The sequence below is a fragment of the Streptomyces sp. NPDC036815 genome, from assembly GCF_055609205.1.
Genome location: NZ_JBVJPW010000028.1, coordinates 16072 through 42658, shown reverse-complemented (window position 1 = coordinate 42658; position 26587 = coordinate 16072). Strand labels below are relative to the sequence as shown.

Genomic DNA, 26587 nt, shown 5'->3' with positions numbered 1-26587 from the left:
AGTGCCGGGATGAGCATGACGACCCCTCCCGGCTGGTACCCGGACCCGTCGGCGCCGGCGGTCGAACGCTGGTGGGACGGGACCGCCTGGACCGAGCACCGGCGGACCCCCGAGCACACCCAAGTGCCGCAGGTCCGGCAGGGCTTCGGCCCGGCCGGTGACAGCACCGCCGTGATGGCCCCGGTCGCCCCCGGCGGCGGCCGGGGCAAGGCCGTCGCCCTGGCCGCCGCCGGGATCGTCCTCGTCGGCGCGATCGTCACCGGCGCCGTCGTCCTGACCAAGGACGACGGCGACCCGACGAGCGGTGTGGCGGCGCCGAGCGCGCCGGCCGACAGCAGCGCGGCGCCCACCGCGACGGAATCGGAGTCGGCGTCCCCGTCCTCCGACCCCGACCCGGACACCCTCGTCGACGACCTCAACGGCATCACGCTCCCCGTCCCCGAGGGGTGGGAGAAGAACGACGACTCCCTGGGCGGCGGCGCGACCGTCCAGACCCCGGACATCGTCGACTGCCCGGGCGACTCCGGGCTCTGCCGCGCGGGCACCGTCACGTCCAGCACGGTGACCGGCACGGACGAGACGGACCCCAAGGCGCTCGCCCGGGGCGACATCAAGGACGCGGCGGACGAGGCCTACGACCACGACAAGCTGGACAACGAGCCCTACGGGGGCATCACCGGCCACGAGAAGCTCGCCGAAGGGCAGGTGGCGGTCGCGGGCCGCACCGGCTACTACGTGCGCTGGCGCGTGCACACCGCCAAGGGCTCCGGCGGGTACGTTCAGTCGCTCGCGTTCAAGTCGAGCGTCGGATCGGAGTCGATGGTCATCGTCCGCTTCGCCGTCGGCGCGGGGGACGGCGACCCGAAGGTCGCCGTCATGGACGAGATCACCGACGGCATCCGCTCGGTCGACGACAGCGGGACGGGCGGCGGCGTCGGCGACGACGTCGGCGCGACCCCCTGAGCGACGGGGCGGCGGGGGCGGCGGTCCGAAGGGTCAGAGGAAGGTCTTGCCCTCGCCCCGGTACGTCGGGACGCTCCCCGTCACCCGGTCACCCTCGACCAGGTGCAGCGTCTCGAACCGCTCGCACAGCTCACCCGCCTTGGCGTGCCGGAACCACACCTTGTCGCCGATCAGCAGATCGTCGGCCGGAGGGCCGTGCAGCGGCGTCTGCACCTCGCCCGCACCTTCCTGCGGGTCGTAGCGCAGCCCCTCGGGAAGGTACGGCTCCGGCGAGCGGTCGGCGCCCGCGACGCCCGAGGCCGGATACCCGCCGCCGAGCACCGTCACCGTCCCCGCCCCGGGCCGCCGCACCACGGGCTGCGCGAAGAGCGCCGCCGGACGCCCGCTGAACGACGTGTAGTTGTCGAACAGCCGCGGCACGAAGAGTCCCGACCCCGCGGCGATCTCGGTGACCGCGCGCTCGGCCGCGGTGTGCTGCACGCTGCCGGTCCCCCCGCCGTTCACGAACTCCAGGTCGGGCGCGACCGCCCGCACCGCCGCGATCGTCCGCCCCCGGCGTGCCGCCAGCTCCCTGCGGGCGGCGGCCTGCATCATCCGGATCGCCCGCGAGCGCGCCGGGTGCCCCTCGACCGCGTCGCCCACGCCCGCGACGTGACCCTCGTACGCCATCACGCCCACGAGCCGGAAGCCGGGCCGCCGGACGACGGCGCGGGCCAGCGCGGCGACCTGCACGGGGGAGTGCAGCGGAGAGCGGAGCGCGCCCACGCGGACGCGCCCGGCAAGCACCCTGTATGACGTGTCCAACTCCAGGCAGACCCGCACCTCTTCGGTCCCGCCGTCCCTGGCCTCGTCGATCAGCCGCAGCTGCGCCGGGTCGTCGACCATCACGGTCACCGCGGCCGCGAGCTTCGGATCGGCGGCCAGCCGCGCGAAGGAGGCGCGGTCCGCCGAGGGGTAGGCGAGCAGCACGTCGTCGAAGCCGGACCGGGCGAGCCACAGCGACTCGGCGAGCGTGAACGACATGATCCCCGCGAAGCCGTCGCGGGCCAGGACCCGTTCGAGCAGGGCACGACAGCGCACGGACTTGCTCGCGACCCGGATCGGCTTGCCGGCGGCCCGCTGCACGAGATCGTCCGCGTTCGCGTCGAAGGCGTCCAGATCGACGATCGCGACGGGGGCGTCGAGGTGCGCGGTGGCCCGGTCGTAACGGGCCCGGTCTGCTGCGTTCCGCGACGCGTGACGCCTCGGTGAAGGGCGGTGGCCGGGAGTCGGGTGGGCTGTCATGGCCGAAGCCTGCCAGACACGATTACCGGAGGGTAGGGGGATGATCCGGGCAGATCGCCCGGGGGTGCGGACTGGGTTCCCGTAGGTCCGACGCCAGCCCGTAGAGTGACGCGCACGGAGCCCGACCGAGCGGCGTGCACAGAACCTCGCAGGCCTCGCGCTCCGGCCGGCCGGAGCGCGAGGAAACGGGGGAGCATGAGCACGGAGGCGCCTCGCAGCCCCATCCCCCCACGCCCCACCACGCCTCCTCCTCGCCCCACGTCCCCGCCGGCCCCCACGGTCCGGCCCCGCGCGGAACGTCCTGCCGCGGCCCGGCACTCGGAGGACCAGCCCTCCACGAACGAGCCCTCCGCAGATCAGACCTCCGCAGACCAGCCCTCGGCGGACCCGTCCGACGAGGCGGCCGAGCCGCCGCCCGCGCCGTCCGCTCGCTTCCCCGACGTCCGGCCACCGGTCGACCGGGACTGGGTGCTGGACAGCCCGCGGCCCGCCGCCCGCGACGACGAGGACCCCGACCAGGCGGCCCGCATCCAGGACCTGCTGGCCCCCTTCGAACAGGCCCGCGCCGCCGCCCCGCCGCCCCCGGCCTCCGCCCGCCTGCCCGACACCCCGCCTGCGGTGGCCGACGGCTCCGCGTCGCCCGAGGGGCGGACTCCGCCCGCGGCGGCCGCGCCCCGGACAACCGCCGCCCGCCGCGCCACCGGTGCCGTCGATCCGACGCCGGGACCCGGCACCGGGCGGCCCTTCGTGTCCTTCGCGCGGCCCGCGATGTACGACGACAGCACCTCCCGGCTGCGCCCCGTCGGCGCCTGGGCGCGCCCGCGCGCGGCCGCCGCCGCGGCCTGTGCCGTCCTCGGGCTCGGGCTCATCGGCGGCGCGGTGACCGGGAGTTGGCTGACGGGGGAGTCCGCCGCGGGCGGCGCGACGCGCAGCGCGTACACCGTCACCGGCGGGCTCTGGCACAGCGTCCCCGTCGACCGGCTCTTCCCGCCCGCGCTGAAGGGCGAGGGCGCGGGTCCCGGCGGCGCCGACCGTGCCTGGACCCGGATCGCCGTCGCCCCCGACAGCAACTGCAAGGACGCCTTCGACCCGCTGCTGAGGAAGGCGCTCGCCCCGGTCGGCTGTCTGCGGCTGCTGCGCGCCACGTACACCGACGCCACCCGCAGCCATGTCACCACCGTGGGCCTGCTGTTCACCAAGGCGGACGCCGACGGCATGCAGACGCTGCGGAACCGTTTCACGGAGGAGGGGCTCGACCGGCGCCCCGACCTCATGCCCCGGCCGTACGCGGCCAGGGGCACCGCGGCCGACGGCTTCGGCGACACCCAACGGGCCTCCTGGACCATGTCCGTGCTCCCGGACGCGCCCGTCGTCGCGTACGCCGTCTCCGGGTTCGCCGACGGCCGCGTCGTCACGGACCCCGAGCCCGCCACCGAGGCCATGGGCACCAACACCACGTCGGCGCCCGCCCAGTCCGGCCTCGGCCACGAGGCGAAGGGCATAGCCGACCGCGTCGAGCGGGGCCTGCGCAAGACCATCGCGGCCGCGGAGAAGGCGTCATGAACATCCGCAGGGCACTCGTCGCCGCCGTGGCCGCCGCCCTCGCGCTGGCCCCGGCCACCACCGCGTACGCCGACGACGGCATCCGCGCCCAGCAGTGGGCCCTCGACGCCATGCACACCAGCCAGGCCTGGCAGACCACCAAGGGCGAGGGCATCACCGTCGCCGTCCTGGACACCGGCATCGACGCCGAGCACCCCGACCTCGCGGGCAGCGTCCTCGACGGCACGGACATGGTCGGCTTCGGCGCGGGCCGCGGCGACCGCCCCTGGGCCCGGCACGGCACCGCCATGGCGGGGATCATCGCGGGGCACGGACACGGCGAGGGCCGCGCCGACGGCGTGCTCGGCATCGCGCCCGAGGCGAAGATCCTGCCGGTCCGCGTGATCCTCGAAGACGGCGACCCCGCCCGCAAGAAGGCCCGCAACACCCGCGGCAACGCCCTCGCCGACGGCATCCGCTGGGCCGCCGACCACGGCGCGGACGTCATCAACCTCTCCCTCGGCGACGACTCCAAGTCCGCCCACCCCGAACCGGCCGAGGACGCCGCCGTGCAGTACGCCCTGAAGAAGGGCGTCGCCGTCGTCGCCTCCGCGGGCAACGGCGGCGAGCGCGGCGACCACGTCTCCTACCCCGCCGCCTACCCCGGAGTGATCGCCGCGACGGCCGTCGACGAGAACGGCGCCCGCGCCTCCTTCTCCACCCGGCGCTGGTACGCCACCGTCGCGGCGCCCGGCGACGACATCGTCATCGCCGACCCGGACCACAAGTACTACGAGGGCTGGGGCACCAGCGCCGCCTCCGCCTTCGTCTCGGGCGCCGTCGCCCTCATCCGCGCCGCCCACCCGGCGCTCACGCCCGCCCAGATCAAGCAGCTCCTGGAGCGCACCGCCCGCGACGTCCCCTCCGGCGGCCGGGACGACTCCCGGGGCTTCGGCCTGATCGACCCCGCGGCCGCACTCGCCCGCGGCGGCAGGCTCAAGCCCGAGCAGCCCCGCACGGCGGCCCACGGCGCGAAGTACTTCGGCATGGGCCCGGACGCGGACCGGGGCGACGACGGCCCGGCGGGCTGGGTGGGCCCGGTCGCGGGCGGCCTCGGCATCGCGCTGCTCGCGGCGGCGGTCCACCTCTGGCGGACCAGGTCGGGAGACCCCCGGGCGCCCGGTCGGGACGCAGGACCCGCTCTGTAGGGTCGACACCGTGGCGAACATGGCGAACAAGAACATTCCCGACCCCGGCTTCTCCGACGACGACGGGACGGCCGACCCCCGGCTGACCGAGGCGCTCACCGCCTGGTCCGCGGACCGCACGGCCCACGGGCCCGTCCTCGAAGCCCTGGCCGGCGCCCGGCTCCTCGTCCCCGTCGTCGCCGTGCTCGGCGAGGTGGAGGAGGACGAGAACGGTCTTCGCCGCGAGAAGACGAGCGACATGGCGGTCCCCACGCTCAAGGCCGGCGACCGCAAGGCGCTGCCCGCCTTCACCTCCATCGAGGCCCTGGCCCTGTGGGACCCGGCGGCCCGCCCCGTGGCCGTACCGCTGCACCAGGCGCTGCAGGCCGCCGCCCACGAACAGGCCGACACCATCGTCCTCGACCTCGCGGGCCCCGTCCCCTACGAGCTCGGCCGCTCCGCCCTGCTCGCCCTCGCCGAGGGCCGCGCCAGCGCGGACCCGCTGGCCGACCCGGCCGTCACCGACGCGGTGCGCGCGGCCGTCGCCGCCGAGCCCGCCGTGCTCCGCGCCCACCTGGGCCCCGGCCAAGCGGACGGCACCCTCGCCCTGGTCCTCGACCCGGCCGCGGACCCCGCGGAGACCGCCCAGCGCGTGGCCCGGCGGATCGCCGCCGACGAAACGCTGAGGGCCCGCCTGGTGCGCGGCCTCGACCTGGCACTCCTGCCGGCCGAGGCGACGCCGCCGGGCGGGCCCCTCTACGTACGTACGGTGTGAGGGCTCAGCCGAAGACCGGGCCCGTGTACTTCTCGCCGGGCCCCTGACCCGGCTCGTCGGCCACCAGCGAGGCCTCGCGGAACGCCAGCTGCAGCGACTTCAGGCCGTCACGCAGCGGCGCCGCGTGGAACGAGCTGATCTCCGTGGCGCCGGCGTCCATGAGGCCGGCGAGGGAGTGGATCAGCTTGCGGGCCTCGTCGAGGTCCTTGTGGCCCTCGCCGCCGTCGGCGAGGCCGAGGTTCACGGCGGCGGCGCTCATCAGGTGGACCGCCACCGTGGTGATCACCTCGACCGCGGGGACGTCCGCGATGTCACGGGTCAGGGTGTCGAAGTCGGGGGAGTCACCGGCGGGGGACTCGGGGGCGGGGGTCGCGTCGCTCATGTCCCACACGATAAGCCGAGCGCCTGCGGGCCCGAGCCGCGGGAGCCGGTGCGCGCGCTGGTTCGCCCCACCCCCGCAGAGCTGCTAACCTTGTGTAACGACCGGCCGGATACCTGTGTGTCAACGCAAGGATCCGGCCCACAAGTGGAGGCTCCGATCTCCCACCTGGCCGCTCCCCGGAGCGGCGGGTCACCGGTCAGGCGGCCGAAGCCCCCGAGGCTTCTGGTCGCCCGATGTGCGCCCCGCGATCACCGCGGAGGTGCTCCGGTAGTACGTGGAGCCCCTTCTGTGATCGGTCGGGGCATTTTTTGTTGCCTCGCTCGGTTGGTCCAGTCAACAGACGTAACGCGGCTGTCCGCCAGACGGTCGCGTGGTGCTACCGAGGAGGATCCATCAGCGCCGAGCCCCGCATCAACGACCGGATTCGCGTTCCCGAGGTGCGACTTGTCGGTCCCAGCGGCGAGCAGGTCGGGATTGTTCCGCTTGCCAAGGCCCTGGAGCTTGCACAGGAGTACGACCTCGACCTGGTCGAGGTGGCCGCGACCGCGCGTCCGCCGGTCTGCAAGCTCATGGACTACGGGAAGTTCAAGTACGAGTCGGCCATGAAGGCCCGTGAGGCGCGCAAGAACCAGGCGCACACGGTCATCAAGGAGATGAAGCTCCGGCCGAAGATCGACCCGCACGACTATGACACCAAGAAGGGTCATGTCGTCCGGTTCCTCAAGCAGGGCGACAAGGTCAAGATCACGATCATGTTCCGTGGTCGTGAGCAGTCCCGCCCCGAGCTGGGCTTCCGGCTGCTGCAGCGTCTCGCTTCGGACGTCGAGGACCTCGGGTTCATCGAGTCGAACCCGAAGCAGGACGGCCGGAACATGATCATGGTTCTCGGTCCGCACAAGAAGAAGACCGAGGCGATGGCCGAGGCCCGTGAGGCCCAGGCGGCTCGCAAGGCGGACGCGAAGGCCAACCCGGGCCGCTCGCAGAACTCCGCCGAGGGAGAGGAGCTCGACGAAGCTCCCGCCGAGGCCCCGGCCGAGGCTCCTGCCGAGGCCTGATCCCCCGGACGCGAGTCCAGGGGATGCCAATCGACACATATGGCTCCCGGATGCCCGGTTCCACGACCGGGCATCGGAGTGCCACTGACGAGGAGAGAACGGCGCTATGCCGAAGAACAAGTCGCACAGCGGTGCCAGCAAGCGCTTCAAGGTCACCGGCTCCGGCAAGGTGCTCCGCGAGCGCGCCGGCAAGCGCCACCTGCTCGAGCACAAGTCGTCCCGTCTGACGCGTCGCCTCACCGGCAACGCCGAGATGGCCCCGGGCGACGCCAAGAAGATCAAGAAGCTTCTCGGCAAGTGAGCTCGGGTGCCGGACACGGCACCTGACCTCTGACCGGGACCCAATCGAAACCGGGCCGTGTGAGTCCAACCACGGCCCCGCTACAAGGAGTTAACAAGTGGCACGCGTCAAGCGGGCAGTAAACGCCCACAAGAAGCGTCGGGCGATTCTCGAAGCGGCCAGCGGCTACCGCGGCCAGCGCTCGCGCCTGTACCGCAAGGCCAAGGAGCAGGTCACCCACTCCCTGGTCTACAACTACAACGACCGCAAGAAGCGCAAGGGCGACTTCCGTCAGCTGTGGATCCAGCGCATCAACGCCGCTGCCCGCCAGAACGGCATGACGTACAACCGCCTCATCCAGGGTCTGAAGGCCGCCAACATCGAGGTGGACCGCAAGATCCTGGCGGAGCTCGCCGTCAACGACGAGAACGCGTTCGCCGCGCTCGTCGAGGTCGCGCAGAAGGCGCTGCCGTCGGACGTCAACGCGCCCAAGGCTGCCTGACGCTTCGCTGAGCTGAGCGTTGTTACGGACCCGCAGGCCCATGGGCCTGCGGGTCCGCTTGTGTTCGGATTCTCGTCTGCCGTCGTCCGTCCGCTGCCGCCCGCGGGCCGTCCTCGGCTGGTCGCGCAGTTCCCCGCGCCCCTGAAGGGCGCTTCCCCCGAGGTGAGTTGAATGGTTGCCGCTCCCGAGTTGATCTCCCCCAAGTCGCCCCGTGTCAGTGCCGCGCGGCGGCTGGCCAAGCGGAACTTCCGGGGGAAGGAGCGGCTGTTCCTCGCCGAGGGGCCGCAGGCCGTGCGGGAGGCCGCCGGGCACGGGGAGACGCTCGTCGAGCTGTTCGCCACCCTCGACGCCGCCGAGCGCCACGCCGACATCGTGGGGGAGGCCCGCGCCGCCGGGGCCCGCGTGCACCTCGCCGACGAGGACGTCATCGCCGACATCTCCACGACCGTCACCCCGCAGGGCCTCGTCGGGGTCTGCCGGTTCCTCGACGTGCCCTTCGAGGAGATCCTCGCCGGACGCCCGAAGCTCGTCGCCGTCCTCGCGCACGTCCGCGACCCCGGCAACGCCGGGACCGTGCTGCGCTGCGCGGACGCCGCGGGCGCCGACGCCGTGATCCTCACCGACGCCTCGGTGGACCTCTACAACCCCAAGTCGGTGCGCGCGTCGGTCGGCTCGCACTTCCATCTGCCCGTCGCCGTCGGGGTCCCCGTCGAGCAGGCCGTACAGGGGCTGAAGGACGCGGGCGTACGCATCCTCGCCGCGGACGGGGCCGGTGAGGACGACCTCGACACCGAACTCGACCGGGGCACCATGGGCACCCCCACCGCCTGGATCTTCGGCAACGAGGCCTGGGGGCTCCCGGAGGAGACCCGCGCACTCGCCGACGCGGTGGTGCGCGTTCCGATCCACGGCAGAGCCGAGAGCCTCAACCTCGCGACGGCCGCGGCCGTGTGCCTCTATGCGTCCGCCCGTGCACAGCGCGCCGGCAGTCCTCGCTGAGGGGGTCCGCTCCGTCACATCGAGCTAGTAGTGTGACGGCCTCGGGGGCGCAGGGAGGCACCCCCACCGACAGTCCGAGAGGTGGGGTACGGGGAATGAGCGTCGGCACGAGCAGAGCGCCGGGAGTACAGGACGTCGTCCGTGCTCGCGCGGACCGCGGCGGTCCCGGTGACCTCGGCGACCTCGGACTCGACCCCGACGAGCTGCCCGACGGGCTCGTCGTCGCCGACGAGTGCGGCCGGGTCATCTGCTTCAACGCGGCCGCGGCCCGGATCACCGCGGTCCCCGCGGCCGACGCCCTCGGCGCCCCCCTGGAGCGCGCGCTTCCGTTAGAGGACCTCGAAGGCCGCCGCTGGTGGCAGCTGACCGACCCCTACGGCGGCCTGGCCATCCGCATCGCCCAGCCCGAGCGCAACCTGCTGCTGCCCGGCGGCCGCGAGGTCCTCGTCTCCGCCCGTTACGTACGCACCTCCCGCACCGGGCCCGTCCGCCGCGTCGTCGTCTCCCTGCGCGACACCGAGGCCCGCCGCCGCACCGAGCGCAGCCACGCCGAGCTGATCGCCACGGTCGCCCACGAGCTCCGCTCGCCGCTCACCTCCGTCAAGGGCTTCACCGCGACGCTGCTCGCCAAGTGGGAGCGGTTCACCGACGACCAGAAGAAACTGATGCTGGAGACCGTCGACGCCGACGCGAACCGCGTCACCCGGCTGATCGCCGAGCTCCTCGACATCTCCCGCATCGACTCCGGACGCCTGGAGCTGCGCCGCCAGCCCGTCGACATAGGTGCCGCCGTCGGCCGGCACATCCAGGCCCACGTCGCCGCGGGGCAGGACGCGGACCGCTTCCTCGCCCGCGTCGAACAGCCGCTGCCCGATCTCTGGGCGGACCCCGACAAGATCGACCAGGTGCTCAGCAACCTGCTGGAAAATGCGGTGCGGCACGGCGAGGGAACGGTCACCATCGAGGTGGCCGCATCCTCCTCGCCGCGCGAGGGGGGCGGCGAGGAGACCGCCGTGACCGTGAGCGACGAAGGTCCCGGCATTCCGGAGGAGTCGATGGGCCGCGTCTTCACCCGCTTCTGGCGGGGCAGCAAGCGCGGCGGGACGGGACTGGGGCTGTACATCGTGAAGGGCATCGTGGAGGTCCACGGCGGGACGATCACCGTCGGCCGCGCACCCGGCGGCGGCGCCCAGTTCCGATTTACGTTGCCCGTGGGGGCCCCGGCGTATCTCCAGTAGGGCGCCGTGAGCAGCCCGCGGGCTCATTCGTTCACCGCACCCCCGTTAGACTCGGTCGTTGGCACTTTGTGTCCCCAATACTGGGACAGCTTGTCTCCGAGTCGTTGACGGGGACCCATCCGCCAGCCAATCGGAAGCACGGGAAGAGATGTCGGCACCGAACAAGTCGTACGACCCTGTTGAGGTCGAGGCACTGAAACCTGAAGAGATCGAGCGCATGCGGGACGAGGCGCTCGCCGCCTTCGCGGCCGCGGACTCCCTCGAGGCGCTCCAGGAGGCCAAGGTCGCGCACACCGGCGGCACCTCGCCCCTGGCGCTCGCCAACCGCGAGATCGGCGCGCTGCCCCCGCAGGCCAAGGCCGAGGCGGGCAAGCGCGTCGGCATGGCGCGCGGCGCCGTGAGCAAGGCCCTGGCCGCCCGCCAGACCGAGCTCGAGGCCGAGCGCGACGCCCGCGTCCTGGTCGAGGAGGCGGTGGACGTCACGCTGCCGTACGACCGCACGCCCGCCGGCGCCCGGCACCCGCTGACCACGATGATGGAGCGCGTCGCCGACGTCTTCGTCTCGATGGGCTACGAGGTCGCCGAGGGCCCCGAGGTCGAGGCGGAGTGGTTCAACTTCGACGCCCTGAACTTCACGCCCGACCACCCGGCCCGGCAGATGCAGGACACCTTCTTCGTCCAGGGCCCGGACGGTGGGTCCGGCGACGAGTCCGGTGTCGTGCTGCGGACGCACACCTCGCCCGTGCAGGCCCGCGCGCTCCTCGAGCGCCGCGAGCCGCCGGTCTACGTGGTCTGCCCCGGCCGCGTGTACCGCACGGACGAGCTCGACGCGACGCACACCCCGGTCTTCCACCAGATCGAGCTGCTCGCCGTCGACGAGGGCCTCACCATGGCCGACCTCAAGGGCACCCTGGACCACATGGTCCAGTCGCTCTTCGGCTCGGACATGAAGACCCGGCTGCGGCCGAACTACTTCCCGTTCACCGAGCCGTCCGCCGAGATGGACATGGTCTGCTACGTCTGCCGCGGCGAGTCCGTCGGCAACCCCGACCGCCCCTGCCGCACCTGCGGCAGCGAGGGCTGGATCGAGCTCGGCGGCTGCGGCATGGTCAACCCCAAGGTGCTCACGGCCTGTGGCGTCGACCCCCAGAAGTACAGCGGATTCGCCTTCGGGTTCGGCATCGAACGGATGCTGATGTTCCGCCACAACGTCGAAGACATGCGAGACATGGTCGAGGGTGACACCCGGTTCACCCGGCCGTTCGGGATGGAGATCTGATGCGGGTCCCGCTTTCCTGGCTGCGGGAGTACGTCGACCTCCCCGCCACCGAGACCGGCCGTGACGTGCAGGCCAAGCTGATCGAGGTCGGCCTCGAGGTCGAGACCGTCGAGCAGCTCGGCGCGGGCCTCAAGGGCCCGCTCGTCGTGGGCAAGGTCCTCACCATCGAGGAGCTGGAGGGCTTCAAGAAGCCCATCCGCTTCTGCACCGTCGACGTCGGCACCGCCAACGGCACCGGCGAGCCGCAGGAGATCGTCTGCGGCGCCCGGAACTTCCAGGTCGGCGACAAGGTCGTCGTGGTCCTGCCCGGCGCCGTCCTGCCCGGCGACTTCGCCATCGCCGCCCGCAAGACGTACGGCAAGACCTCGCACGGCATGATCTGCTCCGGCGACGAGCTCGGCATGGGCGACGACGGCAGCGGCGGCATCATCGTGCTCCCGCCCGAGCACGAGGTGGGAACCGACGCCATCGAGCTCCTGGAGCTGGTGGACGAGGTCCTCGACATCGCCGTCACGCCCGACCGCGGCTACGCGCTCTCGATGCGCGGCGTCGCCCGCGAGGCCGCCATCGCGTACGGCCTGCCGCTGCGCGACCCGGCGCTGCTCGACGTGCCCGCGCCGAACTCCTTCGGCTACCCGGTCAAGATCAGCGAGCCGCGCGGCTGCGACCGCTTCACCGCGCGCACCGTCACGGGCCTGCAGCCCGAGGCCCGCTCCCCGATCTGGCTGCAGCGCCGCCTGCAGAAGGTCGGCATGCGCCCGATCTCGCTCGCCGTCGACATCACGAACTACGTGATGATGGAGCTCGGCCAGCCCCTGCACGCGTACGACCGCTCCCGTGTCCAGGGCACGATCGGCGTGCGCCGGGCCGAGCAGGGCGAGAAGTTCACCACCCTCGACGGTGCCAAGCGCGTCCTGGACGCCGAGGACCTCGTCATCACCGACGACCGCGGCCCCATCGGCATCGCGGGCGTCATGGGCGGTGCCAACACCGAGATCGCCGACTCCGAGACGGACCCGGAGACCGGCGAGGTCCGCGGCACCCGCGAGGTGGTGATCGAGGCCGCGCACTTCGACGCGATCTCCATCGCCCGCACCGCGCGCCGCCACAAGCTGGCCTCCGAGGCGTCCAAGCGCTTCGAGCGCGGCGTCGACCCGCAGGCCGCGGCCGCCGCCGCGCAGCGCACCGTCGACCTGCTCGTGCTCCTCGCGGGCGGCAGCGCCGAGGCCGGCGTCACCGAAGTCATCGCCCCGACCGCGCCGCGCACGATCACCATGCCGGCCGACCACCCGGACCGGGTCGCCGGTGTCGCCTACGGCCGCGAGACCGTCGTGCGCCGCCTCCAGCAGGTCGGCTGCGACGTCTACGGCCAGGACGCCCTGACCGTCACCGTGCCGTCGTGGCGCCCCGACCTCGCCGAGCCGAACGACCTCGCCGAAGAGGTCATCCGCCTGGAGGGGTACGAGAACCTGCCCTCCACGCTGCCCAAGCCCCCGGCAGGCCGCGGCCTGACCGAGCGGCAGCGGCTGCACCGCCGCGTCGGCCGCGCGCTGGCCGGTGCCGGATACGTCGAGGCGCTCAGCTACCCCTTCATCGGCGAGGGTGTCCTCGACCAGCTGGGCCTGGCGGCGGACGACCCCGCCCGCCGCGTCGTGAAGCTGGTCAACCCCCTCTCCGACGAGGAGCCCGCACTCCGTACGACGCTGCTGCCGGGGCTGCTCGCCGCGCTGCGCCGCAACGACGGCCGGGGCTCGCACGACCAGGCCCTGTTCGAGACCGGCCTGGTCTTCCACCCGCGCGAGGAGCTCACGGTCGCGACGCGCCTGCCCGTCGACCGGCGCCCCACCGACGAGGAGATCGCGTCCCTGACCGACGCGCTGCCCGTCCAGCCCCGGCACGCCGCCGTCGTCCTCGCGGGCGCCCGCGAGCAGAGCGGCTGGTGGGGTAAGGGCCGCCCGGCGGACTGGGCCGACGCCGTCGAGTCGGCGCGGACCATCGCCCGGGAGGCAGGCGTCGAGCTCATCGTCGACCAGGGGCAGTACGGCCCGTGGCACCCCGGCCGCTGCGCCGAGCTCAAGGTCGTCGTCGACGGTGAGATCGTCACCGTCGGCCACGCGGGCGAGCTGCACCCGCGCGTCGTGAAGGCGCTCGGCGTGCCCGCGCGCACCTGCGCGATGGAGCTGGACCTGGACCGCCTCGAGTCGGCGCGCGAAGGAGCCGTCCGGGCGCCGCGCATCTCGACCTTCCCGGTCGCCACCCAGGACGTCGCCCTGGTGGTCGACACCGAGGTGCCGGCCGCCGTCGTCGAGTACTTCCTGCGCGGCGGCGCCGGTGAACTCCTGGAGTCCATCCGGCTGTTCGACGTCTTCGAGGGCGAGCAGGTCGGCGAGGGCAAGAAGTCCCTGGCGTACGCGCTGCGCTTCCGCGCCGCTGACCGCACGCTCACCGTCGACGAGGCCTCCGCGGCCCGTGACGCGGCCGTCGCCCTGGCGGCCGAGCGGACGGGTGCGGTGCTGCGCGGAGCGTAACCACCGCGCGTAGTCGGCAACAGGCGCACAAGAGGCGCATGGAGGGGCTCATCCGGACCACCGGATGAGCCCCTCACTCGTTCGGGTGACAAGGGGCGTCACCCTGGCCCGATCGGTCCATACGGTCGTAAGAATCGGTCCGGCCGTAGGGGTCGGCCGCTCGCTGGACAGGGCCGAGGGGGGCCGACAGCATGAGTCGTAGCAGAGCCGGGGCGCCCGGCAGGGGCCTGCTCCGGGCGGGCGCGCGGGACGGACGCCCCCGGCGCGTCGCCCGCATGCTGCCGCGCGCCCTGCCCCGGGTGCTGCGCAGAGTGCGCCCGGTCCGGAGCCGACGCGTGTTCTCGCTGGGGCTGCCCACCGTGTGGGGCGCCGTCGCCGTCACGTACAAGCTGGCCTGTCCGCTCGCCCAGCAGAACGGCATGGGGGCGCGGATCGTCAGCAGCGCCGTGTTCTTCGCCGTCGGGACCGGGCTCGTCCTCCATGTGCGCAGGGCGCTGCTGCGGGAGCTGCGGCAGATCCACGAGGTCGCGGGCGCCGCGCAGGACGTACTGCTGCGGCCGCTGCCGCCCCGCCTCGCAGGGCTCGCGCTCGCCGCCGAGCGGCTCTCCGCGTCGCGCGGCGCCTCCGTCGGGGGCGACCTGTACGAGGTGGCCGCCACCGACCACGGCGTCCGGGTCGTCATGGGCGACGTGCGCGGGCACGGCCTCGCCGCCATCGGGACCGTCGCCGCCGTCCTCGGCAGCTTCCGCGAGGCGGCCCACGAGGAGCCCGAACTGCCGCTGGTGCTGCGGAGGTTGGAGCGCGCCCTCGGGCGGCACCTGCGGGAGCGCTCGTACACCGAGCCGCCCGTCGGCGGCTCGGCGGCGCAGGAGGCCCCGCTCGCCGAGGAGTTCGTGACCGTCCTGCTCCTGGAGATCAGCGAGGACGGCGAGATCTCGGCGCTGAACTGCGGACACCCCTGGCCCCACCTCCTGAGCGGGCAGGCGCGGCCCCTGACGGACCGCGAGCCGCTGCCGCCCCTCGGCTCCTTCCCGCTGCCGGCCGAACTGCCCGTGCTGCACTGCGGTCCGCTGCTGCCCGGCGAGGCGCTCATCCTGCACACGGACGGCATGGAGGACGAGCGGAACGCCGCCGGGGCCTCCTTCCCGCTGCGCAGCGTCCTCACCGAGGCCGCCCGCACGCAGCCGGTCTCGCCGCAGGGCCTCGTTCGCGCGGTCCACGCCCGGCTCGTGCGCCACGCGGGCCGGTTGCCGTCCGACGACGCGGCGCTGCTCGTGCTGCGCAACGACCGGGCCAGGGTCCCCGCACAGCAGCCGGAGCCGGGGCGGCACGCCCGCACCATGAGCTGAGCCCCCCTCGTACGTAGAACAGGGGCGGCGGCATGCGCCATCCGCCCCGCCATGGAGTTGTCGGGCAGACGGCGGGACGAATGGCGCCGATGAGGGCCGCCGTACTGTACGAGGGGGAGCCGGCGGCCCGGCCGGCCTCCTTAACTGATGAGGCATCTCAGTCAAGCGATTCCACACCCCATGCGGCAGTGCGCACACCCCCCGGATCCGAGCACTCCGTTCACACCCCGTGTGAAGGGCCCTCCACTAATCTGAACAGCACCGAGCCACCGGAGGGCCTCCATGCAGCCCAACACCCTGCTCGACGCGATCCTCGACGAAGCGGGCATCTCCCACGCGGGACTCGCCGCACACGTGAACCAGGCGGGCAGATCCAGAGGACTCGCGTTGCGCTACGAACACACCGCCGTCTCCCGCTGGTTGAAGGGCCAGCGCCCGCGCGGTCAGGTCCCCGACCTGATCTGCGAAGTGCTCGCCGCCCGGCTGCAGCGGCCCGTCACGCTCGACGACATCGGCCTCGGCCTGCCCGGGGTCCCCGCCGCCCGGGCCGGCTCGGCGTCCTCCACGCTCTCCGGCTTCGTGGAGCGGGCCACCGCGCTGTGGCGCTCGGACGAACAGCAGCGCCCGCACCTGCTCGGCGCGCCCGCCGTCACCGGCACGCCCGCCGTGATGCCCGTCTGGGAGTGGGAGAATCCGCCCGAGGACGTCGACGTCTCCCGCGGTGGCCGGCACCCCGTCAGCACCGCCGACATCGAGATGATGCGCGCCGCCCGCGCCCACTACGAGCAGATGTACCGCAAGACCGGCGGCATCGCGACCCGCACCCGCATCGTCGGCTTCCTCAACGCCGAGGCCGCGCCGCTGCTGCGCGGCAGCTACACCGACGAGATGGGCCGCCAACTGCACCGCTCCACGGGCGGGTTGGTCGCCATCGCGGGCATCTGCGCGTACGACTCCGACGCGCATGGCCTCGCCCAGCGCTACTTCCACCAGGCGCTGCGGCTGGCCAAGGCGAGCGGCGACCAGGGGCTCGGCGCGTATGTGATCGCGCTGCTCGTCAACCAGTCCCTGTTCATGCGCGAGTACCGCCAGGCCGTGGCCTTCGCCGAGGCCGCGCTGCGCGCCGCCGGGCGCGACCTCACCCCGGCCCTCGCCTCCGACCTCTACGCGATGCAGGCCAAGGCGTACGCGCACCTGGGCGACGGCAGGAGCGCGCTCTCCTGCATCCGGCGTGCGGAGGTGGCGGCCGACCGGATCCTGCGCGGCCGCGAGCCGGACGAGACGGGCTATGTCCAGCCCGGCCTCGTCAACGTGCAAGTGGCGGAGGCGCTGCTCAGCCTGGGTGATCTGGCCAGCGCCCACGAGCACGCCGCGGCGGCCGTGGACACTCCGGCGCACGACCGGGGCCGGGTGCACCGCCTCGCCATGCTCAGTCAGATCGAGCTCCGCCAGGGCAACACCGACGAGGCGGTGGCCTCGGCGGTGAAAATGGCAGAACAGGCGCGGGGCATGGAGTCCCAGCGGCTGCGTGACCGGCTGCGCGCGGTGCGGGAGCACCTGGTCCGCAGCGACTGCGCGGGCACGGCCGAGGCGGCCGCACTGATCGACGGCGCGCTGCGCGTACCGCTGTGACGCGCTAGCGGCGCCGCCGCGCCGCCCTCGCATACGCACAGCTCCGAGCCGCACACACTCTGCTCCGACATTCGACCTGCTGCGATATTGCCATCTACTCGGCGGAAGGTGGCAGAACCGTGCAGTGGACGAAACAGAGCGAACAAACTGTGTACGGAAACCGTTGGTTCACGGTCAATCTCGCAGATGTCGAACTACCCGACGGCCGGCATCTCGATCACTTCCTGATACGGCTGCGGCCCGTCGCCGTGGCCACCGTCGTCAACGACGCCAACGAGGTGCTGCTGCTGTGGCGGCACCGTTTCATCACCGACAGCTGGGGGTGGGAACTCGCGGCCGGCGTCGTCGAGGACGGCGAGGACATCGCGTACGCGGCGGCACGCGAGATGGAGGAGGAGACCGGCTGGCGACCGGGCCCTTTGCGGCACCTCATGAGCGTCGAGCCGTCCAACGGGCTCACCGACGCCCGGCACCACATCTACTGGTCCGACGAGGGGACGTACATCGGCCACCCCGAGGACGACTTCGAGTCGGACCGCCGCGAGTGGGTACCGCTCAAGCTGGTCCCCGACATGGTGGCCCGCGGAGAGGTCCCGGCCGCCAACATGGCCGCGGCGCTCCTCCTCCTGCACCATCTGCGCCTCGGCCAGGACGCGCGCTAGCTAATGGCCGATGGCCTGCCAGACCGCTACGGCGATCGCCGCGACCGCCGCGAGAGCGACGATCGTGGGCAGCGGCCAGCGGGTGTTCTCCAGTGCGGCGACCCGGGCCTCCATGGTCTCCACGTTCTTGGCGGTCTGTTCGTCGTGCTGACTGAGTAACGCGAGCCGTCCGTCGACGCGGGCGAGGCCCACGTCCAAGCTGCGGCGTATCTCAGCGAGTTCTTCCGGGACCACGGCTATCTCGCCGTCGGTGGTCACGAGTCCGCTCCTCTCTGTAGTGGCGCGTCCCCCCTCCTTCCGCACGGAAAGTCAACCCGCGTGGTGGGCAGGGCGGGAGAGTGTGCGATGGGCATATGCGAGCCCCCTGCGCACACGGTGTGTGAACGCCGCGGGCCCGGCACTCGCAGGAGTGCCGGGCCCGTCGGTACGGAACGTGTTCGTACGGGGTGTGCGCCCGTCAGGCGCACGGTGCGTCAGGCGTACGTGTAGAAGCCCGAGCCGGACTTCCGGCCGAGGCGGCCCGCGTCCACCATCCGCTGGAGCAGCGGGGGAGCGGCGTACAGGGGCTCCTTGTACTCGGCGTACATGGAGTCGGCGACCGAGGCGACCGTGTCCAGGCCGATCAGGTCGGAGAGCTTGAGCGGACCCATCGGGTGGGCGCAGCCCATCTCCATGCCGTTGTCGATGTCCTCGCGGCTCGCGATGCCCGACTCGAACATCCGGATGGCGGAGAGCAGGTACGGGATGAGCAGCGCGTTGACCACGAAGCCCGAGCGGTCCTGGGCCCGGATCGCGTGCTTGCCGAGGATCTTCTCCACCACGGCCTGGGCGCGGCTGATGGTGCCCTCGGAGGTGGTCAGCGCGGGGATCAGCTCGACGAGCTGCTGCACCGGCGCCGGGTTGAAGAAGTGGATGCCGATGACCTGGTCCGGGCGCGAGGTCGCGACGGCCAGCTTCACCAGCGGGATGGAGGAGGTGTTGGAGGCGAGGATCGCGTCCTGCCGCGTCACCACCTGGTCGAGAACCTGGAAGATCTCGGTCTTGACCTGCTCGTTCTCCACCACGGCCTCGATGACCAGGTCACGGTCGGCGAACTCGCCGAGGTCGGTGGTGAAGCTGAGGCGGTCGAGCGTCGCGTCGCGTTCCTCGTCGGAGATCTTGCCGCGTTCCGCCGCCTTGGAGAGGGAGTTGTACAGCCGCGTACGGCCGATCTCCAGGGCCTCGCCGGTGGTCTCCGCGACCTTCACGTCCAGTCCGGAGCGGGCGCAGACCTCTGCGATTCCGGCGCCCATCTGGCCACAGCCCACCACTCCGACGCGTGCGATATCGGTCATGGAGTCGGTCACCTCGTGCCTTTCGCTGATCAACGGGGCCGGCAGGTCCCCCGTCCCCCGTATGGATGCGGTGCCTGCCTCGGCCGTGAACGTTACTCCGCAATGAAGGGTCCATGAGGGGCCGGGTCGGGCATGCTGTGCCCAACCGGCAAGGGGTGCCGGACGACTGCTAGCTCAGGGGGCCTGCAGATGAGGCGTATGTCACGTCGGGTTTTCTCGGTGGCGGCCGCGGCCACGGTCGCGGGCCTGGCGACGGCGGGTGACGCGGCCGCCGTCGGCCACCGGCGCCCGAAGAAGGACCGCGAGCTGCGCGGCATGTGGCTGGCGAGCGTCGTCAACCGCGACTGGCCGTCCAAGCCGGGGCTCCCGGCGGCGCAGCAGCGCGACGAGCTCCTCGCCCACCTGGACGCGGCCGTCCGCCGCAGACTCAACGCGGTGGTCTTCCAGGTGCGGCCCACGGCGGACGCGCTGTGGCCCTCGCCGTACGAGCCGTGGTCGGAGTACCTGACCGGCGTCCAGGGCAAGGACCCGGGCTGGGACCCGCTGGGCACCGCCGTGCGCGAGGCCCACCGCAGGGGTCTGGAGCTGCACGCGTGGTTCAACCCGTTCCGGATCGCCAACCACACGGACCCGTCCCGCCTGGTGGCCACCCACCCCGCGCGCGTGCACCCCGACTGGGTGGTGCCCTACGGCGGGAAGCTCTACTACAACCCGGGCCTGCCCGCGGTGCGGCGCTTCGTGCAGGACGCGATGCTCGACGCCGTGCGCCGCTACCCGATCGACGCGGTGCACTGGGACGACTACTTCTACCCCTATCCCGTCGCGGGCCAGGTCTTCGACGACGACGAGGCCTTCGAGCGGTACGGCGGCGGCTTCCCCGACCGGGCCTCCTGGCGGCGGGACAACATCGACCGGCTGGTGCGCGAGATGTCCGGCCGGGTGAAGAAGGCGCGGCCGCGCGCCCACTTCGGCGTCAGCCCCTTCGCGGTCTGGCGCAACATCGCGACGGACCCGACGGGCTCGGACACCCGGGCCGGGGTGCAGACCTACGACGACCTGTACGCGGACACGCGCGGCTGGGTGAAGAAGGGCTGGCTCGACTACATCGTTCCGCAGGTCTACTGGCATATCGGCTTCGCCGCCGCGGACTACGCCAAGCTGATCCCGTGGTGGAGCGACGTGGTGCGCGGCACGGACGTGCGCCTGTACATCGGCGAGGCCCTGTACAAGGCGGGCGACCCGGCGCAGCCCGCCCCCTGGCAGGACCCGGCGGAGCTCTCCCGCCACCTCACGTTCGCCGAGAACCACCCCGAGGTGCGCGGGCACGTCTTCTTCTCGGCGAAGGAGGTCGGCGTCGACAAGATCGGCGCGATGGCCCGGGTGGTCGCCGACCACTACCAGGATCGGGCGAAGCCGCCGCGCTGATCCGCCCCTAGGGGGCCGGGTCCTGGTGCCGTACGACGGTGTCGGGGCCCGGCGACATCAGAGTCTCGTGGCCGTCCTCGAAGCGGACGCGGTACGGCGGCCCGCCGTCCGGGCCCAGCACCTCGACGATCTGCGCGATCCGGTCGTGCTGCCCGACGATCCTGCCGTGCACCACCAGGTCGTCGCCTACGGTTGCACGCATCTCCAGTGCCCCCTCGTCCCGCTCAGCGGTCGCGATCTGTGGCCGCAAGTGTACGACGGGTCGCGGGAGTTGGGGCCCTGTCGGACGTGCGACCGGTCAGCCGCGGGCCCGTTGGGTGACCGCGATGCAGGCGAGGACGGCGACCGCGGTGAGCGGGGCCGCGACGGTGAGGTGCTCGCCGAGCAGGAACACCGACCAGACCAGCGTCAGGAGCGGCTGGGCCAGCTGGAGCTGGCTGGCCTTGGGGACGCCGATCGCCGCCATCCCCCGGTACCAGACGACCAGGCCGAGGAACTGCGAGCCGATCGCGGAGTACAGCAGGCCCGCCGTGCTGTGCCCGGTCAGGTGGAAGGACTCGTGGGGCAGGGCCGCGAGCGCGCCCACGACGTTGAGCGGCAGGCACAGGACGAGGGCCCAGCCGATCACCTGCCAGCCGGGCATCTCACGGGCCAGCCGGCCGCCCTCGGTGTAACCGGCCGCGCAGATCAGCAGGGCGCCGAAGAGGTAGAGGTCGGCGGTGGTCAGGGCGCCGCCGCTCTGCTGCACGGTGAACGCGATCACCGCGGCGGCCCCGGCGAGCGCCGCCGCCCAGAACGTGCGCGAGGGGCGCGCCCCGGTGCGCAGCACCGAGAGGACGGCGGTCGTCAGGGGGAGCAGGCCGACGACGACGGCCGCGTGCGCGGTGGTCGAGGTCTGCAGCGCGAGCGTGGTGAGCAGCGGGAAGCCGACGACCACCCCCGCACCCACCACCGCGAGCCCCGCCCAGTGCCTGCGGTGCGGGAGGGCGACGCGCAGGGCGAGCAGGGCGCTGCCCGCGACGAACGCGGCGAGCACGCCGCGCAGGGTCACGAAGCTCCAGGGGCCGATGCCTTCGAGGCCCCAGGCGGTGGAGGGGAAGGTGAGCGAGAAGGCGGTCACGCCGAGGGCGGCCAGCACGGTGCCGGCGCGGTGCGTGCCCGCGAGGGCGGGGGCAGGGGCGGGGGCCGGGTTCGAGGCCGGGGGCGCGGTCTCGGAGGTCGGGACCGCTATCCGGGTCGGGCGAGTAGCGCTATCCTGTGCTGTCATGCATGACAGTAGCAGTGTGGGTGAACTGGCGAAAAGTCTGCGGGCGGAGCTCGACCGCTACTCTCCGGGTGGAAAGCTGCCGTCGAGCCGGGCCCTGGTCGAGCGGTTCAGGGTGAGCCCGGTGACCGTGTCACGGGCCCTGGCGCAGCTGGCCGCCGAGGGGCTGGTCGTCACCCGCCCCGGCGCGGGCGTCTTCCGCGCCGAGGCGGCCGCGCCCGCCGAGCCCGTCGGCGACACCTCCTGGCAGGAGGTGACGCTGAGCGCCGACGCCGCCGCGGAGCTGGTGCCGCGCTCGGTCGACGCGTCCGGTGTCCTCGCCACCCTCGCCGCGCCGCCGCCGGGCATCATCGAGTTCAACGGCGGCTACCTCGACCCCGCTCTGCAGCCCGAGCGCGCGATGGCGGCGGCCCTCGCGCGGGCGGGGAGGCGGCCCGGGGCCTGGGGGCGTCCGCCGGTCGACGGTCTGCCCGAGCTGCGCGAGTGGTTCGCGCGGGGGATCGGCGGGGCGATCACGGCCGCCGAGGTGCTGATCACGGCGGGCGGCCAGAGCGCGCTCACGACCGCGCTGCGGGCGCTCGCCCCGCCCGGGGCGCCGGTCCTCGTCGAGTCCCCCACGTATCCGGGCATGCTGGCCATCGCCCGGGCGGCGGGGCTGCGCCCGGTGCCGGTGCCCGTGGACACCGACGGGGTGCGCCCGCAGCTCCTGGAGGCCGCCTTCGAGGCGACGGGCGCCCGGGTCTTCGTCTGCCAGCCGCTGTTCCAGAACCCGACCGGCGCGGTGCTGTCCGCCGAGCGCCGTCCGGAGGTCCTGCGGATCGCCCGCGCGGCGGGGGCGTTCGTCGTCGAGGACGACTTCGTGCGCCGCCTCGTCCACGAGGACGCGGGCCCGCTGCCGCGCCCGCTCTCCTCCGACGACCGCGACGGCGTCGTCGTCCACGTCTGCTCGCTCACCAAGGCCACCTCGCCCAGCTTCCGCGTCAGCGCGCTCGCGGCCCGCGGCCCGGTCCTGGAGCGGCTGCGCGCCATCCAGGTCGTCGACCACTTCTTCGTGCCGAGGCCGCTGCAGGAGGCGGCCCTGGAACTGGTCGGGTCCCCGGCCTGGCCCCGCCATCTGCGGGCGGTGGCAGGGGAGTTGAAGGAGCGCAGGGACACGATGACGGCGGCGCTGCGACTGCGCCTGCCGGAGCTGGCGGTGCCGCACGTCCCGGCGGGCGGCTACAACCTGTGGCTGCGGCTTCCCGACGGCGCGGACGAGTCCGCGTTCGCCTCCGCGGCCCTCCGCGCGGGGGTGGCCGTCGCCCCCGGCCGCCCGTACTTCGCGGCCGAACCCCCGGCGGGACACGTCCGCCTGAGCTTCGCGGCGGTCGCCGGAGTGGGGGAGATCACGGAGGGCGTACGGCGGCTGAGGGTGGCCTGCGACGAAGTGCTGGGGTGAGCGATCGCCGCGTCCTGCTTCTCGCGGGTGCCCGTCCCGCCAGGTGAAATCCGTTCGACGCCGTGCGGCGGCCGCTGCCAGGCTCGGGCCCATGAATGACAGTGCCACGCATGACAGCGCCACGTTTCCCGACGGCTACGAGATGTCCGCCGACCCGGCCCGCATCGACGCCGCCCGCGTCCACCACTGGCTCTCCACCGACGCGTACTGGGCGCTCGGGCGTACCCGCGAGAAGCAGGACGCGGCGATCGCCGGATCGCTCAACTTCGGTGTGTACGAAGCGAGTCCGGGCTCGGGGGAGCAGGTCGCGTACGCCCGGGTGGTGACCGACCGGGCCACCTTCGCGTGGCTCTGCGACGTGTACGTCGCCCCCGGAGCGCGCGGCAAGGGGCTCGGCACCGCGCTCGTCGGCGCGATCTGCGACCACCTGGAGCCGTACGGAGTGCGCCGGATGCTGCTCGCCACGGGCGACGCGCACGGCGTCTACGAAAAGCTCGGCTTCAAGGGGCTCGAAGCCCCGGAGAAGTGGATGGCGCGCGGCAACCAGTAGGGGCGCGGTCCGGCCGGTGGTACTCCGTGACGAGCAGCAGGTCCTTGGCCGGGCCGCCGACCCGCCACCGGGTGCGCCAGTGGTCCGCGTCGACCACTTCGAACTCGCCGCGGTAGAGGTCGCGCACGCAGGGGTGCTCCGTCGTCCAGCGGCCCGTGCGCAGGTCGAGGTCGTGGAAGAAGCGTCCGTCGGCGAACTCCACGCGTACGGTGCCCGCCGCCTCGCCGGGCAGGAAGCGCAGCGTGCGCTCGGCGGGGCGGGCGGCGCCGTGCCAGGTGAAGGTGCCGGACTCGTGGTGCAGGAGTCCGCCGGCCGCCGGGGCGGGCAGCGGCGAGAAGAGCGTCGTCCCGGTGAAGCGGCCCTCGGATCCGTCCGCGAGGTCGTACACCGTGCGCTCGACACGCCACTCCCCGGCGAGGTGCTCCAGGGCCCGGGGCACGGGATGTAGGGCCCGGGGCTCGGGCTGAGAGGACATACCCGCAGGTTACGCGGGTCTATCCGTTCACCACCGCCAGGCTGCGCTCGTCGTAGCGGGTGCCCGCGACGCCGTCCGCGGGCGCCGCCGCGTCGATCGCGGCGAGCTCGTCGGCGGACAGCTCGATCGCGACGGCCCCGACGTTCTCCGCCAGGTACTTCTCGCGCCGCGTGCCCGGGATCGGCACCACGTCGTCGCCCCGGTGCTGCACCCAGGCCAGCGCCAGCTGCCCGGCCGTGACGCCCTTCTCGGCGGCGAGCGCGTCCAGGGTCTCCACGATGGACAGGTTCTGCTCCAGGTTGCCGTCCGCGAAGCGGGGCTGGGTGCGGCGCAGGTCGTCCTGCGGGAGCCCGTCGAGCGAGGTGTAGCGGCCGGTGAGGAAGCCGCGCCCGAGCGGCGAGAACGGCACGATGCCGATGCCGAGTTCACGGCAGACCGGCGCGATCTCCGCCTCCAGGTCCCTGGTCCACAGCGACCACTCGCTCTGCAGCGCGGTGACGGGGTGCACGGCGTGCGCCCGCCGGACCGTGCCCGCACTGGCCTCGGAGAGTCCGAGGTGGCGCACCTTGCCGGCCGCGACCAGCTCGGCCATCGCGCCGAAGGTCTCCTCGATCGGTACGGTCCTGTCCACCCGGTGCAGGTAGTACAGGTCGATGTGGTCGACGCCCAGGCGGCGCAGCGAGGCGTCGCAGGCCTCGCGTACGTACGCCGCGTCGCCCCGGATGTGCGGGGGCTCGCCGAGCCGGTTGGCGAAGCCGAACTTCGTGGCGAGGACGGCCTGTTCACGGCGCGCGCCGTCCAGCGCGCGGCCGATGAGCCGCTCGTTGTGGCCGTCGCCGTAGAAGTCGGAGGTGTCGAGCAGGGTGACGCCGAGGTCGAGGGCGCGGTGGATCGTGGCGACCGACTGCGTGTCGTCCGACGTTCCGTAGCCGTGGCTCATCCCCATGCAGCCGAGGCCCTGCGCCGAGACGGTCAGTGCGCCGAGGCGGCGCGTGGGAAGGCTGGTCATGCTGGTACCTCCTGGGATGTTCCGGGCGATCCGGGCTCTTCCCCGTGATCGAGAACGACACTAGGAGTTGGAGAGGACTCCAGGTCAAGGCGTGATGCCGCGCCGACCGCGTGCGGGGTGCGCGTCGCCAGCAGCGTGCCGAGTGCCGCCACTGCGGCCAGGACCGTCAGCGTCGTGGGCAGCGCGGAGAGGAAGGCGTCGTCGGGGCCGTGCGGGCGGCCTCCCGCGGGGGAGGCGGACGCGGTCATCAGGGTCGTCGCCAGGGCGATGCCCAGCGCGGGGCCCACGTTCATCGCCGTCTGCTGGAGTCCGCCCGCCACCCCGGCGTCGGCCACCGGCGCATGGCGTACGACGACGGCCGTGGCCGCGACCATCACCGTCCCGAACCCCGCTCCCAGGAGGACGAACGCGCCTGCGGCCGCCACCGGACCCGACGTCTGGTCCAGCCGGGAGAGGGCCAGGACGCCGAGGGCGAGCACCGCCATGGCGCCGGTGATCGTCCGGCGCGGGCCCGCCCGGCGCAGCAGGACGGCCGAGAGCGGCGCGCCCACCACCATCATGACCGCGAGCGGCAGGGCGGTCAGCGCGCTGTGCAGCGGATCGAGCGCCAGCACGTCCTGCAGGAAGTACGTCGCGACGTAGAGTGCCCCGAACATCGACGCGGACGCCGCGACGAGCACGCCGAGCGCGGGGCCGACCGCGGCCGAGCGGAGCAGGCCGGGCGGCACCAGCGGCCCCGCCGTGCGCCGTTCGTGCCGGACGAACGCGCCGCCCGTGACCACCGCCACCAGCGAACCCGCCGCGGTGGCCGTCGTCCAGCCGCTCTCCGGAACGCCGACCAGCGTGTGGACGAGGCAGGCCAGCGCGACCGCGAGCAGCCCGGCACCGGACAGGTCGAGCGCGGGCGCCGCTCCCTCCCCGCGCGGGTCCGGCACGCGCACCACCAGCGCCAGTACGCCGATCGCGAGCGCGGGCACGACGCTGAGGAAGAACACGGAACGCCAGCCCAGATGGGTGGCGAGCGCCCCGCCCAGTACGGGGCCCGCGGCGGCCGCGAGCCCGATCGCGCTCGTCCGCAGCGCGATCGGCACGCCGAGCCGTTCGGGCGGGAACGCGGCCCGGAGCATGCCGAGCGTCGCGGGCTGCAGCAGCGCCCCGAAGACCCCTTGGGCGACGCGCAGCGCGATCACCGAGCCGACGTCCGGGGCGAGGCCGACGCCCGCGGAGGCGGCCGCGAAACCGAGCGTGCCGACGGCGAAGAGCCGCCGGTGCCCGTAGCGGTCGCCGAGCCGCCCGGCGAAGACGAGCAGGCTCGCCACGGCGATCAGATAACCGGTGCTGGTCCACTGCACCTGCGCGAACGAGGCGTCCAGATCGCGCCGCAGAGCGGGCTGGACGACGGTGAGCACGGTGCCGTCCAGCGCGACGACCATGG

At 73.2% G+C, this 26587-nt stretch carries 26 protein-coding genes; 17 read left to right on the top strand and 9 right to left on the bottom strand.

Annotation, left to right across the window (positions count from 1 at the left end; all coding sequences use genetic code 11):
- Positions 1 to 9 precede the first annotated feature (9 nt).
- Positions 10 to 963, top strand: coding sequence for a DUF2510 domain-containing protein (locus ACZ69I_RS35555; protein ID WP_470836627.1), 954 nt, complete (start codon positions 10 to 12; stop codon positions 961 to 963).
- Positions 964 to 996: 33 nt separating this feature from the next.
- Here the strand turns inward: ACZ69I_RS35555 and ACZ69I_RS35550 are convergent, their stop codons facing one another.
- Positions 997 to 2247 carry an amino acid deaminase/aldolase gene (locus ACZ69I_RS35550; RefSeq protein WP_470836625.1) on the bottom strand — a complete coding sequence of 417 codons (1251 nt, stop codon included), beginning with the start codon at positions 2245 to 2247 and terminating at the stop codon, positions 997 to 999.
- 195 nt (positions 2248 to 2442) lie between these two features.
- Here ACZ69I_RS35550 and ACZ69I_RS35545 point away from each other — a divergent pair, with 195 nt between their 5' ends.
- From ACZ69I_RS35545 to ACZ69I_RS35535, 3 genes are read left to right on the top strand one after another with little or no spacing between them, the layout of a single operon-like run.
- The gene (locus ACZ69I_RS35545; protein ID WP_470836624.1) at positions 2443 to 3810 is read left to right on the top strand and encodes a hypothetical protein; all 1368 of its coding nucleotides are present in this window, start codon (positions 2443 to 2445) and stop codon (positions 3808 to 3810) included.
- Positions 3807 to 4997 (top strand): type VII secretion-associated serine protease mycosin, encoded by a 1191-nt coding sequence (gene mycP / locus ACZ69I_RS35540; RefSeq protein ID WP_470836622.1) that lies wholly within the window; start codon positions 3807 to 3809, stop codon positions 4995 to 4997. The genes ACZ69I_RS35545 and mycP overlap by 4 nt, the downstream gene beginning before the upstream one ends.
- 19 nt (positions 4998 to 5016) lie before the next feature.
- A complete protein-coding gene (locus tag ACZ69I_RS35535) occupies positions 5017 to 5751 on the top strand; it encodes an SseB family protein (RefSeq protein ID WP_467682187.1) in 735 nt (244 codons plus the stop codon).
- A gap of 4 nt (positions 5752 to 5755) precedes the next feature.
- Here ACZ69I_RS35535 and ACZ69I_RS35530 read toward each other — a convergent pair whose 3' ends face one another.
- Positions 5756 to 6133 carry a DUF1844 domain-containing protein gene (locus ACZ69I_RS35530; protein WP_470836621.1) on the bottom strand — a complete coding sequence of 126 codons (378 nt, stop codon included), beginning with the start codon at positions 6131 to 6133 and terminating at the stop codon, positions 5756 to 5758.
- 392 nt (positions 6134 to 6525) lie between these two features.
- Between ACZ69I_RS35530 and infC the strand changes: the two genes are divergently transcribed.
- The 10 genes from infC to ACZ69I_RS35480 all read left to right on the top strand — a co-directional run bounded on the left by infC (position 6526) and on the right by ACZ69I_RS35480 (position 17657).
- Positions 6526 to 7188, top strand: a complete 663-nt coding sequence (infC, locus tag ACZ69I_RS35525; RefSeq protein ID WP_268775508.1) for a translation initiation factor IF-3 — start codon at positions 6526 to 6528, stop codon at positions 7186 to 7188.
- Between the two features lie 106 nt (positions 7189 to 7294).
- A complete protein-coding gene (gene rpmI, locus ACZ69I_RS35520; protein ID WP_007829094.1) occupies positions 7295 to 7489 on the top strand; it encodes a 50S ribosomal protein L35 in 195 nt (64 codons plus the stop codon).
- Between the two features lie 97 nt (positions 7490 to 7586).
- A complete protein-coding gene (gene rplT, locus ACZ69I_RS35515) occupies positions 7587 to 7970 on the top strand; it encodes a 50S ribosomal protein L20 (RefSeq protein WP_389720851.1) in 384 nt (127 codons plus the stop codon).
- Between the two features lie 171 nt (positions 7971 to 8141).
- Positions 8142 to 8969, top strand: coding sequence for a TrmH family RNA methyltransferase (locus ACZ69I_RS35510; protein WP_470836619.1), 828 nt, complete (start codon positions 8142 to 8144; stop codon positions 8967 to 8969).
- 95 nt (positions 8970 to 9064) lie between these two features.
- Positions 9065 to 10207, top strand: coding sequence for a sensor histidine kinase (locus ACZ69I_RS35505; protein WP_467682193.1), 1143 nt, complete (start codon positions 9065 to 9067; stop codon positions 10205 to 10207).
- A gap of 148 nt (positions 10208 to 10355) precedes the next feature.
- Positions 10356 to 11486: a phenylalanine--tRNA ligase subunit alpha gene (gene pheS, locus ACZ69I_RS35500; protein WP_470836618.1), complete on the top strand. Its 1131-nt coding sequence runs from the start codon at positions 10356 to 10358 to the stop codon at positions 11484 to 11486.
- Positions 11486 to 14014 carry a phenylalanine--tRNA ligase subunit beta gene (gene pheT, locus ACZ69I_RS35495; RefSeq protein ID WP_470836616.1) on the top strand — a complete coding sequence of 843 codons (2529 nt, stop codon included), beginning with the start codon at positions 11486 to 11488 and terminating at the stop codon, positions 14012 to 14014. Before pheS ends, pheT begins: the two co-directional genes overlap by 1 nt.
- A 275-nt stretch (positions 14015 to 14289) precedes the next feature.
- Positions 14290 to 15363, top strand: coding sequence for a PP2C family protein-serine/threonine phosphatase (locus ACZ69I_RS35490; protein WP_470836673.1), 1074 nt, complete (start codon positions 14290 to 14292; stop codon positions 15361 to 15363).
- 282 nt (positions 15364 to 15645) lie between these two features.
- Positions 15646 to 16995 (top strand): transcriptional regulator, encoded by a 1350-nt coding sequence (locus tag ACZ69I_RS35485; RefSeq protein WP_467682199.1) that lies wholly within the window; start codon positions 15646 to 15648, stop codon positions 16993 to 16995.
- 119 nt (positions 16996 to 17114) lie between these two features.
- Positions 17115 to 17657, top strand: coding sequence for an NUDIX hydrolase (locus tag ACZ69I_RS35480; protein WP_055699051.1), 543 nt, complete (start codon positions 17115 to 17117; stop codon positions 17655 to 17657).
- Here the strand turns inward: ACZ69I_RS35480 and ACZ69I_RS35475 are convergent, their stop codons facing one another.
- Positions 17658 to 17915: a hypothetical protein gene (locus tag ACZ69I_RS35475; protein ID WP_467682201.1), complete on the bottom strand. Its 258-nt coding sequence runs from the start codon at positions 17913 to 17915 to the stop codon at positions 17658 to 17660.
- 215 nt (positions 17916 to 18130) lie between these two features.
- Entirely contained in the window at positions 18131 to 18991 is an 861-nt protein-coding gene (locus ACZ69I_RS35470) for a 3-hydroxybutyryl-CoA dehydrogenase (RefSeq protein WP_361733701.1), read from the bottom strand.
- Positions 18992 to 19180: 189 nt separating this feature from the next.
- Here ACZ69I_RS35470 and ACZ69I_RS35465 point away from each other — a divergent pair, with 189 nt between their 5' ends.
- Positions 19181 to 20416 (top strand): glycoside hydrolase family 10-like protein, encoded by a 1236-nt coding sequence (locus tag ACZ69I_RS35465; protein ID WP_470836613.1) that lies wholly within the window; start codon positions 19181 to 19183, stop codon positions 20414 to 20416.
- A 7-nt stretch (positions 20417 to 20423) separates the two neighbouring features.
- Here the strand turns inward: ACZ69I_RS35465 and ACZ69I_RS35460 are convergent, their stop codons facing one another.
- Both ACZ69I_RS35460 and ACZ69I_RS35455 read right to left on the bottom strand, forming a co-directional pair.
- Positions 20424 to 20618 (bottom strand): DUF1918 domain-containing protein, encoded by a 195-nt coding sequence (locus tag ACZ69I_RS35460; protein WP_389720867.1) that lies wholly within the window; start codon positions 20616 to 20618, stop codon positions 20424 to 20426.
- 96 nt (positions 20619 to 20714) lie between these two features.
- A complete protein-coding gene (locus ACZ69I_RS35455) occupies positions 20715 to 21683 on the bottom strand; it encodes a DMT family transporter (protein ID WP_470836611.1) in 969 nt (322 codons plus the stop codon).
- Here ACZ69I_RS35455 and ACZ69I_RS35450 point away from each other — a divergent pair.
- Together ACZ69I_RS35450 and ACZ69I_RS35445 are read left to right on the top strand one after the other, a co-directional pair.
- Positions 21682 to 23118, top strand: coding sequence for an aminotransferase-like domain-containing protein (locus ACZ69I_RS35450; protein WP_470836610.1), 1437 nt, complete (start codon positions 21682 to 21684; stop codon positions 23116 to 23118). The two genes, ACZ69I_RS35455 and ACZ69I_RS35450, sit on opposite strands and share 2 nt — an antisense overlap.
- A 91-nt stretch (positions 23119 to 23209) precedes the next feature.
- Positions 23210 to 23668, top strand: coding sequence for a GNAT family N-acetyltransferase (locus ACZ69I_RS35445; protein WP_470836609.1), 459 nt, complete (start codon positions 23210 to 23212; stop codon positions 23666 to 23668).
- Here the strand turns inward: ACZ69I_RS35445 and ACZ69I_RS35440 are convergent.
- The 3 genes from ACZ69I_RS35440 to ACZ69I_RS35430 are packed head-to-tail and all read right to left on the bottom strand — an operon-like array spanning position 23619 to position 26585.
- Positions 23619 to 24143: a DUF6314 family protein gene (locus tag ACZ69I_RS35440; protein ID WP_470836608.1), complete on the bottom strand. Its 525-nt coding sequence runs from the start codon at positions 24141 to 24143 to the stop codon at positions 23619 to 23621. The two genes, ACZ69I_RS35445 and ACZ69I_RS35440, sit on opposite strands and share 50 nt — an antisense overlap.
- Positions 24144 to 24162: 19 nt before the next feature.
- Positions 24163 to 25152, bottom strand: coding sequence for an aldo/keto reductase (locus tag ACZ69I_RS35435; RefSeq protein WP_467682213.1), 990 nt, complete (start codon positions 25150 to 25152; stop codon positions 24163 to 24165).
- Positions 25149 to 26585 (bottom strand): MFS transporter, encoded by a 1437-nt coding sequence (locus ACZ69I_RS35430; RefSeq protein ID WP_470836672.1) that lies wholly within the window; start codon positions 26583 to 26585, stop codon positions 25149 to 25151. The genes ACZ69I_RS35435 and ACZ69I_RS35430 overlap by 4 nt, the downstream gene beginning before the upstream one ends.
- Positions 26586 to 26587: the final 2 nt, after the last annotated feature.

Excerpts from the sequence above, each read along its gene's own strand:
- ACZ69I_RS35555 (WP_470836627.1), top strand. The coding sequence starts at position 10 with ATGAGCATGACGACCCCTCCCGGCTGGTACCCGGACCCGTCGGCGCCG.
- ACZ69I_RS35550 (WP_470836625.1), bottom strand. The coding sequence starts at position 2,247 with ATGACAGCCCACCCGACTCCCGGCCACCGCCCTTCACCGAGGCGTCAC.
- ACZ69I_RS35545 (WP_470836624.1), top strand. The coding sequence starts at position 2,443 with ATGAGCACGGAGGCGCCTCGCAGCCCCATCCCCCCACGCCCCACCACG.
- mycP (WP_470836622.1), top strand. The coding sequence starts at position 3,807 with ATGAACATCCGCAGGGCACTCGTCGCCGCCGTGGCCGCCGCCCTCGCG.
- ACZ69I_RS35535 (WP_467682187.1), top strand. The coding sequence starts at position 5,017 with ATGGCGAACAAGAACATTCCCGACCCCGGCTTCTCCGACGACGACGGG.
- ACZ69I_RS35530 (WP_470836621.1), bottom strand. The coding sequence starts at position 6,133 with ATGAGCGACGCGACCCCCGCCCCCGAGTCCCCCGCCGGTGACTCCCCC.
- rpmI (WP_007829094.1), top strand. The coding sequence starts at position 7,295 with ATGCCGAAGAACAAGTCGCACAGCGGTGCCAGCAAGCGCTTCAAGGTC.
- ACZ69I_RS35510 (WP_470836619.1), top strand. The coding sequence starts at position 8,142 with ATGGTTGCCGCTCCCGAGTTGATCTCCCCCAAGTCGCCCCGTGTCAGT.
- ACZ69I_RS35505 (WP_467682193.1), top strand. The coding sequence starts at position 9,065 with ATGAGCGTCGGCACGAGCAGAGCGCCGGGAGTACAGGACGTCGTCCGT.
- pheS (WP_470836618.1), top strand. The coding sequence starts at position 10,356 with ATGTCGGCACCGAACAAGTCGTACGACCCTGTTGAGGTCGAGGCACTG.
- pheT (WP_470836616.1), top strand. The coding sequence starts at position 11,486 with ATGCGGGTCCCGCTTTCCTGGCTGCGGGAGTACGTCGACCTCCCCGCC.
- ACZ69I_RS35490 (WP_470836673.1), top strand. The coding sequence starts at position 14,290 with ATGCTGCCGCGCGCCCTGCCCCGGGTGCTGCGCAGAGTGCGCCCGGTC.
- ACZ69I_RS35485 (WP_467682199.1), top strand. The coding sequence starts at position 15,646 with ATGCAGCCCAACACCCTGCTCGACGCGATCCTCGACGAAGCGGGCATC.
- ACZ69I_RS35470 (WP_361733701.1), bottom strand. The coding sequence starts at position 18,991 with ATGACCGATATCGCACGCGTCGGAGTGGTGGGCTGTGGCCAGATGGGC.
- ACZ69I_RS35465 (WP_470836613.1), top strand. The coding sequence starts at position 19,181 with ATGAGGCGTATGTCACGTCGGGTTTTCTCGGTGGCGGCCGCGGCCACG.
- ACZ69I_RS35460 (WP_389720867.1), bottom strand. The coding sequence starts at position 20,618 with ATGCGTGCAACCGTAGGCGACGACCTGGTGGTGCACGGCAGGATCGTC.
- ACZ69I_RS35450 (WP_470836610.1), top strand. The coding sequence starts at position 21,682 with ATGCATGACAGTAGCAGTGTGGGTGAACTGGCGAAAAGTCTGCGGGCG.
- ACZ69I_RS35455 (WP_470836611.1), bottom strand. The coding sequence starts at position 21,683 with ATGACAGCACAGGATAGCGCTACTCGCCCGACCCGGATAGCGGTCCCG.
- ACZ69I_RS35445 (WP_470836609.1), top strand. The coding sequence starts at position 23,210 with ATGAATGACAGTGCCACGCATGACAGCGCCACGTTTCCCGACGGCTAC.
- ACZ69I_RS35440 (WP_470836608.1), bottom strand. The coding sequence starts at position 24,143 with ATGTCCTCTCAGCCCGAGCCCCGGGCCCTACATCCCGTGCCCCGGGCC.
- ACZ69I_RS35435 (WP_467682213.1), bottom strand. The coding sequence starts at position 25,152 with ATGACCAGCCTTCCCACGCGCCGCCTCGGCGCACTGACCGTCTCGGCG.
- ACZ69I_RS35430 (WP_470836672.1), bottom strand. The coding sequence starts at position 26,585 with ATGGTCGTCGCGCTGGACGGCACCGTGCTCACCGTCGTCCAGCCCGCT.